General features: G+C 54.2%; 6 protein-coding genes. 3 read left to right on the top strand and 3 right to left on the bottom strand.

Annotated elements, in window-relative coordinates; all coding sequences use genetic code 11:
• The first annotated feature begins 253 nt into the window (after window positions 1-253).
• On the top strand, window positions 254-484 hold the full coding sequence (locus R3C20_26035; GenBank protein MEZ6043967.1) for a hypothetical protein: 231 nt from the start codon (window positions 254-256) through the stop codon (window positions 482-484).
• 104 nt (window positions 485-588) lie between these two features.
• Here R3C20_26035 and R3C20_26030 read toward each other — a convergent pair whose 3' ends face one another.
• Entirely contained in the window at window positions 589-2,019 is a 1,431-nt protein-coding gene (locus R3C20_26030) for a DUF1501 domain-containing protein (protein MEZ6043966.1), read from the bottom strand.
• 212 nt (window positions 2,020-2,231) lie between these two features.
• Window positions 2,232-5,336 (bottom strand): DUF1553 domain-containing protein, encoded by a 3,105-nt coding sequence (locus tag R3C20_26025; protein MEZ6043965.1) that lies wholly within the window; start codon window positions 5,334-5,336, stop codon window positions 2,232-2,234.
• A gap of 365 nt (window positions 5,337-5,701) precedes the next feature.
• Between R3C20_26025 and R3C20_26020 the strand changes: the two genes are divergently transcribed.
• Together R3C20_26020 and R3C20_26015 are read left to right on the top strand one after the other, a co-directional pair.
• Complete coding sequence (locus tag R3C20_26020; protein ID MEZ6043964.1) at window positions 5,702-7,156, top strand: BNR-4 repeat-containing protein; 1,455 nt, start codon at window positions 5,702-5,704, stop codon at window positions 7,154-7,156.
• 64 nt (window positions 7,157-7,220) lie between these two features.
• Window positions 7,221-9,656, top strand: a complete 2,436-nt coding sequence (locus tag R3C20_26015; protein ID MEZ6043963.1) for a serine hydrolase — start codon at window positions 7,221-7,223, stop codon at window positions 9,654-9,656.
• A 283-nt stretch (window positions 9,657-9,939) separates the two neighbouring features.
• Here R3C20_26015 and R3C20_26010 read toward each other — a convergent pair whose 3' ends face one another.
• Complete coding sequence (locus R3C20_26010; GenBank protein ID MEZ6043962.1) at window positions 9,940-10,665, bottom strand: SDR family oxidoreductase; 726 nt, start codon at window positions 10,663-10,665, stop codon at window positions 9,940-9,942.
• Window positions 10,666-10,801: the final 136 nt, after the last annotated feature.

Here is a 10,801-nt window from a genome sequence, read left to right as displayed (position 1 = left end):
GGGGCGATTGCACATTGCCGCAACCACGATCGAATTTGTGAATTGACGGCCAGCAAATCGACGAATCGCTTCAGACATCGCAGCGTCATCGGGCCATTCTTCACAATCGAACTCCAGCGGGTCGACAGAACCAACGAAAGGGCGGGGCTCTCCATAGTAGGTGCCACCATATCACAATACCCACATGGCTTACGGGTGTCGCTGATTGAGGCTACACAAAGTTCGTACAAATTCGTACAAGAAGGGTGGGGCGATGTCGCTGCAGCGCATGCAACATGCCGTCAGCACAGTTCACCTGAGCGAGGGAGACGCACGCTGGTTTCCGCACCGGTTGAGTCGATGCTCCCAATGGACTCGTCAGCCGCCCGAAAAAACCATCGAAGTCACCGCGGCGAAGCTGATCCGTTTTCTTCAAACATTGCGTGACAGTAATAAGCCATCCCGAGATGCGGACGTGACCGGGATTCACTTGGCTGTCCGTTGAAAAACCGGGACCGGCACGCAGGACGACTGGAAACCATCGTGTTGTCAGGTCACCTGCTCGATCCAGTCCCGTTTTTCAACAGGCTGCTGATGTCCGGCAGTCCATCAGGAGAGGATTTCGTGCACAATTCGCGACGGCTCCACTCCGGTCAGCCGGGCGTCGAGGCCCTGGAATCTGGCTGTGAATCGCTGGTGATCGATTCCCATCAGGTGCATTAACGTAGCGTGAAAGTCTCGCACATGAACTCCATCCGAGACCACGTTGTAACCAAATTCACACGTTTCACCGAACGTCACACCACCTTTGATCCCTCCGCCAGCCAACCACATGCTAAAGCAGCGAGGATGATGGTCCCGTCCATAGTTTGTGGCCGTCAATGTCCCCTGGGAATAATTCGTGCGTCCAAATTCTCCTCCCCAAATCACCAGAGTGTCATCCAGCATTCCTCGTTGCAGCAGATCTTGCAGCAGTGCAGCGGCCGGCTGATCCGTTTCGCGGCACTGCGTCCTCATTCCGCCGGGAATATTGCCATGATGGTCCCAGCCCTGATGATACAGCTGAATAAATCGAACGCCGCGTTCAGCGAGTCGGCGTGCAAGAATGCAGTTAGCGGCAAAGGTGCCTGGTTTGGTGGCATCCGGGCCATACATGTTCAGAATATGTTCAGGCTCTTCTGCAAGATTTGCGACTTCCGGAACGCTCGACTGCATGCGATAAGCCATTTCGTATTGACCAATCCGGGTTAGCAGTTCCGGATCGCCGAGTCGGTCCTGCTCCAGTGCATGCAGTTGTTGAAGGCGATCCAGCATGCTGCGTCGACTGTCTCTGGAAACACCGGGCGGATTGGACAAATATAGCACAGGTTCCCTGCCGGATCGGAACTGCACACCCTGGTATCGAGCGGGCAGGAAGCCGGAGCCCCAAAGTCGTGAATACAAAGGCTGACCACCTTTTCCTTTCGTGATCAGGACAACGAATGCAGGAAGGTTTGTACTGTCGCTGCCGAGACCGTAGTGAAGCCATGATCCAATGCTGGGGCGTCCTGAGATCTGATTGCCAGTCTGAAGGAACGTAATTGCGGGATCGTGATTAATAGCCTCTGTATACATCGAACGGATCACTGCAATCCGATCCACATGCTGTGACATATGGGGCAACAATTCACTGGCCCATGTCCCACTTTGACCGTGCTGAGCGAATTTGAACAGCGATCCCGCGAGTGGCAGTACGGCCTGATTACCGGACATTCCGGTCAGCCTCTGTCCGTTTCGCACAGAATCCGGAAGCGGTTGCCCCTGCTTTTCATTCAGCAGAGGCTTGTAATCCCAGGTCTCCAGTTGAGACGGGCCTCCCGCCTGAAACAAGTAGATGACGCGTTTTGCTTTTGGCAGGTGATGGAGTGGATGAATCACGCCGTGGCTGGTCGTGTCCGAAAGGCCTTCACTCGCGGCGTATCCTTCACGCTGCAAAAGACCCATGGCGGCAATACTGCCAAACCCCATTCCAATCTGCCCCAACCAATGACGCCGATGCATGTTGCCAACTCCGTGCCTTGAGCAGTCGGTGATAACCGCCGTTTCCTGACTGCTGCGGCCTCTGTCCAACGTGTTGATTTCTGAGGTCATCAACATGTTCGCGATCCGATCTGTCATGCGTGTTCTCTATTTTCTTCTGGTTGCCGTTTCTTCTGGTTGCCGTTTCGCAGCTGAATCCCTGCATCGCTGTCGTTGGGTGACGCGAGGCCCGCTCATCTGAGCATAATTGTTTCGTCGTATGCAAACAGCGTTTGCACAACGATACTTGTCGCGGCCAGATCCGAACGATCTGCCGAATCCTCAGGGGTTCGTTCACCGACCTTCAAGAACTCGTCGGACCGCGAGGAGTCCTCACGAAAGTAGCCAAGTTGCTCCTGATAAAGACTGTCGATGACGGACCGTTCCTGATCTGTGGGCAATCGGCAGAGTAGTCGTCGAAACAGTTCATTCCATCGGGCATTCTGATCGTCACGATGGGATAGAATGAGTTTTTCAGCCAGAACCCGAGCCGCTTCTACATACTGCGGATCATTCAAAAACACGAGTGCCTGCAGGGGCGTGGTCGTTAGCTCTCGCCGGGCCGTACAGCTTTCGCGGCTGGTCGCATCAAAAGTCAGCATCGACGGTGGTGGAGCTGTTCGTCTCCAGAATGTGTAAAGGCTTCTTCGATACAGCCCCTCCCCTTTCGACTGGTGATAGGTCTTTCCGGTGCCCGCTTGTTTCCAGAGCCCTTCGGGCTGGTAGGGCATCACGCTGGGGCCACCGATCGTTCGCACCAGCAGGCCGCTGGCCGCAAGAATAGAATCGCGGAGTTGTTCCGCCGACAATCGATGGCGGGGACCACGTGATAGCCAGATATTGTCAGGGTCCTTCGCAAAGGCGGCTGCGTCTGCACTGACCGACGATTGTCGGTATGTCGCAGACAGTACAATCTTTCGACACAGAGACTTCAGATCCCAATCATGTTCGATCAAATCACGTGACAGGTAGTCGAGCAACTCCGGATGCGATGGTGGTGTGCCCTGCGAACCAAAATCTTCCAGAGTCACGACGATCCCCCGTCCAAAGAACAGGTGCCACATGCGGTTCACAATCACTCGTGAGGTCAGTGGATGGTTTGGATGTGTCATCCAGTTTGCAAGCTGCAGGCGTCCTTCTCCGACCACTGAAAGGGTGCCCGTAGCCTGTGGCAGACCCGCGTCGACAGCTTCGCCCTTCGCTGTGTATTCGCCGCGTGTGAGCATATGGGTCGGAGTCGCATCAGCAGAATGCTGCATGACCATGATCTGCCGAATCCCGGAGACGAATTCGTTTTCTTCATGACGAGCCTTCTGTAAGGCAGTTCGAGCATTCCGGACCGATTCATCTGCCACCAGCAGATGATGTTCAATGGCTGATTCCACTGAGATACCTGCGGGAACGGAATCTTTCCGAACGCTGCAGTAGACCGCCATGACTTGCGCGGAGGAAAGCTGATGGTCGTACACGTTCAATTCATCGAGCCCACCATCTCGAAAGCCGACATCCCGAAACCTCGCCCCCAGCGACAGTTTGTCGCTGCCCACGCTGGGATCACCCCATTCCTTCCGATGCCGGACATCGAGGGTCAGCTTGTCGCGTTCCACATCCACATCAGTGGCCAGTCCGTTCACAAAAATTCTGATTCCGGATGCGGTACCACTTCCATCGTGAGTGACCGCCAAATGGCTCCATTGATTGACGAGAACCGAAGTTCGGCTTTGAACTCGCACAGCGTTTCCGGGCCAGAAGTGAATCATGGAGAATTCCGGGAATCCGTCATCAAGAGTGAGCTGGATGCCACGGAATGCACTGTCCTCTGCTGCGACGGACTGATGCAACACAAGCATGCGAGGCTGCTGAACCGCGGGCCTGACCCAAAGGCTGTAGGTAAACGGAGACGTTCTTCCGAACACCGGAGCATCCGGACATGCAATCTGTTGATCGCCGTCGCAAAGCGTGGCTTTGCCGGAAACTCCGTCCTCCGTACCTTCCAGAGGTGCGTGAAACGCTGGATCTGGTACCGGCGGAAGCTGTTTCAACAGTGCGTCCGGTTGTTGTTCCACCTTCTGTCGCGCGGACAGTAGTGCGGTTTCATAGCGCTCCTTTGCCGTTTCAATTTCCTGAAGGGTCGCCAGATGCGAGGCCCGTTCATCTTCCGCATACAACAGCATGGCGGGAGTCGGCCGACCACGAGTGAAATGAGCGTAGAGTCCAAATTCGTCGATGTCCGAAAAGTAGGCGGACAACTGATAGAATTCTCGCTGCGAAATGGGGTCGAACTTGTGATCATGACACCGGCAACATTCCAACGTGAGCCCCAGAAAGGCGGTTCCTGCAGTGGTCGTTCGGTCGGCGATGCCGGTCAGCCGAAACTCTTCGGGAACACTTCCTCCTTCATTGGTCTGTCGATGAAGGCGATTAAATGTCGTGGCCAGTCGCTGATTCTGAGTCGCATTGGGAAGAAGATCTCCCGCGATTTGCTCTGTTAAGAACTGGTCATAAGGCATATTGGAGTTGAAGGCCTCAATCACCCAGTCACGCCAGGGCCAGACGTCCATTTCAACATCGCTTTGATAGCCAAACGTATCTGCGTACCTGGCCACATCCATCCACATATTCGCCATTCTTTCGCCATAGGCAGGCGAAGACAGTAGTCGGTCCACAACGGATTCGTAGGCGTCGTCGGACGGGTCCGACAGAAACCCATCCAGCTCTTCCAGGCTCGGGGGTAACCCGGTCAGGTCCAATGTGACACGACGAAGCCAGGTCGCTCGATCCACTTCAGGATTCGGGCGCACCCCTTTGCGATGGTGCTGAGCGGCGACAAAGAAGTCGATTCCATTGCGGATCCATTTTTGGGCGTCGCCGAAAGAGGCATCAGCCCAGGCACTGGGATCGGGTAATGGCACAACGTCCGGGACAGGTTCAAACGACCAGTGTTTCTGGTATTCCGCTCCCTGCTGAATCCAGTCAGACAGCAGTTGCTTCTGTTGACTGGAAAGAGTCTTGCCTGATTCTGCAGGAGGCATAATCAAATCGCCGTCCGTGCTGAAAATTCGTTCAATCAGGGAGCTTTGTTCGACTCTGCCGGGAACGATTGCGCCATGTTCGACGGCCGCTTGACGATTGTCCAGTCGCAGATCCGCTTCGCGATGATTCTGGTCAGGACCATGGCATGCAAAGCAGTACTGTGAAAGAATCGGCCGAATGTCACGATTGAATGAAATCTCGTCTGCCGTGGAGTCGCAGACAACGACAGCCAGCAGGCAAAATGTGATTGTCGAATATTTACTCATAGCGTCGTTGCGTCATTCGTGCGAGTTGGGTGGGTTCCATGCACGATTCGTAATTGGTGGGAGCGAGTGGGCGGAAGGCATTGCTTCACCTGGATTATACGCAGCCAGGAGACCCGTCAGAAGTGAGCGTTTGCATTTCTGCACGGGCAGAGTTGTTTTTGAAATTCAGGCAGTCACAGACACAGAATCGTTGAAGATCTTCCATTCGAAGTGCACCAGGATGACGGATTTATTTTTCACGCGTCGAACTTCCCCCTGCCCTGCCCGCTGCCTGTCGATATCGGGGGATTCGTGTAACAATGTTGCCATTCCCTTGGTGTGCTGCATCCCCTTTGTCGTCTCAGGAATCTGTAAAAAGAACTCCGATGCTACTCAATGCCTTCAATATTTGCTGCTCAGTCTGGATTTCACTTCTCCTGCTGACCTTTCAGGGCACTTCAACATTACTCGCTGCAGATGAGCCTGTCACATTAAATCTCAAATCCGATGGTTATCGCGGCATCTGGTACATGAACCAGCCGTCGAATGATGAATACGTCTATAAGTACAGCGGTGGAATGGGGACTTACTGCGCCAAGCACAAACCGTTTGCGATTTATTGCCCGAAAGTTCACAAGACGTTCTTTTGCTATGGCGGCGCACCTTCGGACAACAGCCGGAAGCTGCTGCATATGGTTTCGTATTTTGACCACTCAACCGGCACCTGTCCGCGTCCGACGTTGCTGCTGGACAAGAAAACCGATGATGCGCACGATAATCCGGTCATCAGTGTGGACACCGATGGTTACATCTGGATCTTCTCCACGTCCCACGGACGGTCTCGCCCATCTTACATTCACCGAAGTGCCCAACCATACGACATCAGCCATTTTCAGTTAGTGAACGCAACTCGCCGGGATCAGGGCAGCTCCGTCCCCATCGACAATTTTTCTTACCTGCAAGTGTGGCATTCCCCGAATGCCGGATTCCATGTGTTCTTCACACGATACAACTACCCGGCAGCACGCACCATTTGTTTCATGAACAGTCCTGACGGCTTCGAATGGAGCGAATGGCAGCGGATTGCCGCCATCGGTGAAGGTCATTATCAGGTCACCGGGATTTCAGGAACGAAACTGGGGTCAATGTTCAATTACCATCCACAGGGGAAAGGTCTTAACTGGCGCACTAATCTCTATTACGTTGAAACCAGCAATCACGGGAAATCCTGGCAAACGGCGAACGGAACCGTGCTTTCGTTGCCATTGACCAGCGCGGTCAACGACGCGCTGGTACGTGACTACGAAGCCGAAGGGCTGAACGTCTATCTGAAAGATCTGCGTTACGACGCAGAGAAGAATCCCATCCTTCTTTACATCACGAGCAAAGGCTACGAATCCGGACCAGACAATGATCCACGTACCTGGACGCTGGCTCGCTGGACGGGGATGGATTGGAAGTTTTCCACCATCACCACGTCAGACAACAATTATGACATGGGGGAATTGTGGATCCAGGCCGATAACGACTGGCGAGTGATTGCTCCCACATCCGTCGGAGCTCAACCTTACAACCCGGGAGGTGAAATCGCGATGTGGCAAAGCCGGGATCAGGGCGTGACGTGGGTGAAACAGCGACAGTTGACAAGCGGCAGTTCCATGAATCACACGTATGTCCGTCGCGCATTGAACGCACATCCCGATTTCATTGGAATCTGGGCAGATGGCCATGGTCGAAAACCGTCTGATTCGCATCTTTATTTCTGCAACGCAGCCGGCGACGTATTTCAACTGCCTCGCGAAATGACATCGGATACCGCCACACCGAAGCTGGTGAAGTGACCCGGGAACAGTTACTGTGAACCGAGTAACTCAGGCTCCCCGGAATCCCAACAGGCAGAAGCTCATGATCAGCCTTTTACGATGGATGTTTGTCTTCACAGCCGTTCTGACGGCCGTCCCGGATTTAGTTTGCCCAAATGCCTTCTCACAGACCTCGGAGCCGGCTGATCAGGCGTCATTACGACTGAAAGTTGCAGACGGCGGAACTACCGCGGCAGGCGTACACGACTATTCGTCAGCCATCCAGAAGCTTGTGGCTGCCATTCAGCACGAAGTCACGACCAAACAACTGCCGGCCTTCTCCATATCGCTGGTCGACGGAGACCATGTGGTTTGGGAAGACGGCTTTGGCTTTCAGGATGCCAACCAGACTAAAGCTGCAACAGCAAAGACGATTTATCGAGTTGGTTCGATATCGAAACTCTTCACCGACATCGCCGTCATGCAGATGGTAGAACAGGGCAAGCTGGACCTGGATGCCCCGATTGAAACATACGTGCCCGATTTTGCACCTCACAATCCACATGGTGTTGCCCTGACACTGCGACAGATGATGGCCCATCGCTCAGGACTGGTACGAGAATCTCCGGTTGGAAACTACTTCGATTCAACGGAGCCTACTCTTCGGGCAACCATTGAGAGTCTCAACAATACATCGCTGGTATACAAACCAGAGACACGCACAAAGTACTCCAACGCAGCGATTGCTGTTGTCGGAGCTGCCCTGGAATCTGTGCTGGAGATCAGTCATCCACAACAGGTGCAAAAGACGATTCTTGATCCCCTGAAGATGTCCGACAGTAGCTTTGTTGTCACCGACACCATCAAACCGTCGTTGGCAACGGGCTGGATGTGGACCTACGACGGACGCAGATTTGAGGCGCCTGAGTTTCTACTGGGTACCGGCCCGGCCGGGAATCTTTATTCCAGCGTTCACGATCTTTCCCGTTTCCTAAGCTGTCTTTTTCGCGAAGGCGAGACCGAAAACGGCCGGATTCTGGCGCCAGAAACATATCGTCAAATGATCAGTCCTCTGAAGGACTCGAAGGGCAATCCACAGGGCTTTGGTATTGGATTTCATGTTCAGGAACTGGACGGTTACACGAAGATTGGGCACGGTGGCGCGATTTACGGTTTCAGCACACAGGTCGAAGCATTGCCGGAACGGAAACTCGGTCTGGCCGCTGCCTGTTCACTGGATGGCAGCAACGGAGTAGTCACTCGCCTGGCTGACTATGCCCTGCGACTCATGATCGCGTCAAAGGATGGCAAGGCCCTGCCTGAATATGCCGCAACCGGCCCGGTGCCCCAGGATCGGGCGAAGGAACTTATCGGAACGTACCGGGAAGAAGACGGAGAACGCCGGACGCGGATCACAGAGCTGGGTGGCCGATTGTTTATGGTGCGGGGTTCGTTTCGATATGAACTGCGCAGTGCTCTGAAAGACGGAGCCATTATCGCTGATGATGTTCTCGGGGGCAGTATGAAGGTTTCACTTGAAACCACCGATCGTCTGAAGGTCGACGGGACAACTTTTCTCCGGCAACCCAATACTCCGCCCCCTGCCGTCCCGGGTGACTGGAAAGGTCTGATTGGTGAATACGGCCCCGACCACAACGTCCTGTACATTCTGGAGGACGCCGGCCAGCTGTTTGCACTCATCGAGTGGTTCTATTACTACCCACTGAAACAGGTGGATGCGGATACTTACGAATTTCCGGACTATGGCTTATACCACGGCGAACACCTCAGGTTTCGACGTGGTCCTTCGGGTCGAGCGACTCAGGTTGTCGCGGCAGAGGTTCTGTTCGGTCGCCGTGACGTCGGTACGAAAGACGGTGAAACATTCCGGATCGAGCCGGTCCGGCCGATAGACGAACTGCGCCTTGAGGCGATGTCTGCGAAGCCCCCGGAGGAATCCGGTACATTTCGCGAATCCGATCTTGTTGAACTCACGTCGCTCGATCCGGGAATTCAGCTGGATATTCGCTACGCCACAACCAACAACTTTACAGGCTCGGTCTTCTACAAACAGTCAAAGGCCTTCATGCAGCGTCCGGCAGCAGAAGCAGTGGCCAGGGCAAATGCTCAACTGGAGGATCGGGGCCTCGGCCTGCTTGTCCACGACGCTTACCGCCCCTGGCATGTGACCAGGATGTTCTGGGATGCCACGCCGGAAGAAATGAAGGACTTCGTTGCAAATCCGGCCAACGGTTCTCGGCATAATCGTGGTTGTGCTGTCGACATAACGCTCTATGACTTAGCCACCGGCGATCCGATTGAAATGGTGGCCGGGTACGATGAATTTTCGCCTCGCTCGTTTCCGTTGTACCCAGGTGGCACATCTCGCCAGCGGTGGTACCGTGACCTGCTCCGCAGCACGATGGAATCCGAAGCCTTCTCCGTCTACGAATTCGAATGGTGGCATTTCGACTATCAGGACTGGAAGAAATACCGGATCGGCAATCAGGCATTCGAATCCATCAAGAGTCGGGATTAGACAACTCTGGATTCTGGTGCCTCCGAATGTCGTCAAACACCACGCTGGCCATTTTTCCAACTGATGCATCCGACCAGCCCCCACAATTTTCAGCGCACGGGGTTGGCGGGACTTCAACCAAGGCCAGTCCGAGTTTAGCAGCGTCTTGAAGAACGGGACCCGTTCGAGCAGGAGACATGAAAACACGACGACTTACAGCCATCCCGCGTACCTGTCCCGATTCTTCAACAGACAGTTATGTTAGCTGGTACAGATCCTGTGTTTCTCGGCGCAGGTATAACAGCTACATACCTGGCACGGACAGTGACTGACCACTGTGACGACGATTGAAGCTCAGGATAAAGGGCACCGCCACCTGGGCCCATTGTGATGGAACAGGAAAGCCATCGGCTCCGTCCGCGAAACAACTTCGAAGCATGCTGGTGTTGATAATGCCAGGGTTAAGAGGGACTGCACAAAAGTGACCGGGCAATTCTTCCGCAAGAGCTTTTGTGAGTCCTTCAATCGCCCACTTTGATGCACAGTAGGGAGCAACTTCCGCGGCGACGGATCGTCCCCAGCCGGAACTGAAGTTGACGATGACGGGGTCAATGCCCGCCTGTTCATGGTGTGACTGAAAGTGACTCAGCATTGCCGGGAGAAAATGCCGGATCACGCTGGCTGTACCGCTGACATTCACGGCAAATAACCGGTCAAAGTCACTGGATGTGATTTGCCAGAGTGGGTTGTTCGGGTTGATGATCGCCGCGTTGTTGATCACCAGGTCAGGAATACCAAAATCATCCAGAACCGTTTGCGCCCAGTCCCGCACCTGATTGTCATCCGCCACATCGACGACCCGAAAATGATGTGGCTCACCAAACGTTTCGTGCAACTCTTCGATGGCATGTGCAGATCGGCTGCATGCTGCAACTCGATGCCCATGTGAGATGAATCCCTCCAACATCGCCCGGCCAAGTCCCTGCGATGCCCCTGTGAGCACAATGCGCCGAGAAACATTCTCAGTCATCAACCTTCCGCCCATAAACGATTGTAAAACACGTCGAGAATCATGACGGTGATGAACAGGCCGATGATAAAGAGCAGCCCGATACGGAACGCCCAGTTAGTGACATTTGCATTTGGTTTTCGTCGAGCGACACCTT

This window comes from Planctomycetaceae bacterium (genome assembly GCA_041398825.1).
In the GTDB taxonomy this organism is placed as follows: Bacteria; Planctomycetota; Planctomycetia; order Planctomycetales; family Planctomycetaceae; genus F1-80-MAGs062.
Note: the sequence above shows the minus strand (reverse complement) of the source record. Positions and strands in the feature narration are given on the sequence as shown.

Coding starts and splice junctions, on each gene's coding strand:
- R3C20_26035 (MEZ6043967.1), top strand. CDS start 254: ATGTCGCTGCAGCGCATGCAACATGCCGTCAGCACAGTTCACCTGAGC.
- R3C20_26020 (MEZ6043964.1), top strand. CDS start 5,702: ATGCTACTCAATGCCTTCAATATTTGCTGCTCAGTCTGGATTTCACTT.
- R3C20_26015 (MEZ6043963.1), top strand. CDS start 7,221: ATGATCAGCCTTTTACGATGGATGTTTGTCTTCACAGCCGTTCTGACG.
- R3C20_26010 (MEZ6043962.1), bottom strand. CDS start 10,665: ATGACTGAGAATGTTTCTCGGCGCATTGTGCTCACAGGGGCATCGCAG.
- R3C20_26030 (MEZ6043966.1), bottom strand. CDS start 2,019: ATGCATCGGCGTCATTGGTTGGGGCAGATTGGAATGGGGTTTGGCAGT.
- R3C20_26025 (MEZ6043965.1), bottom strand. CDS start 5,336: ATGAGTAAATATTCGACAATCACATTTTGCCTGCTGGCTGTCGTTGTC.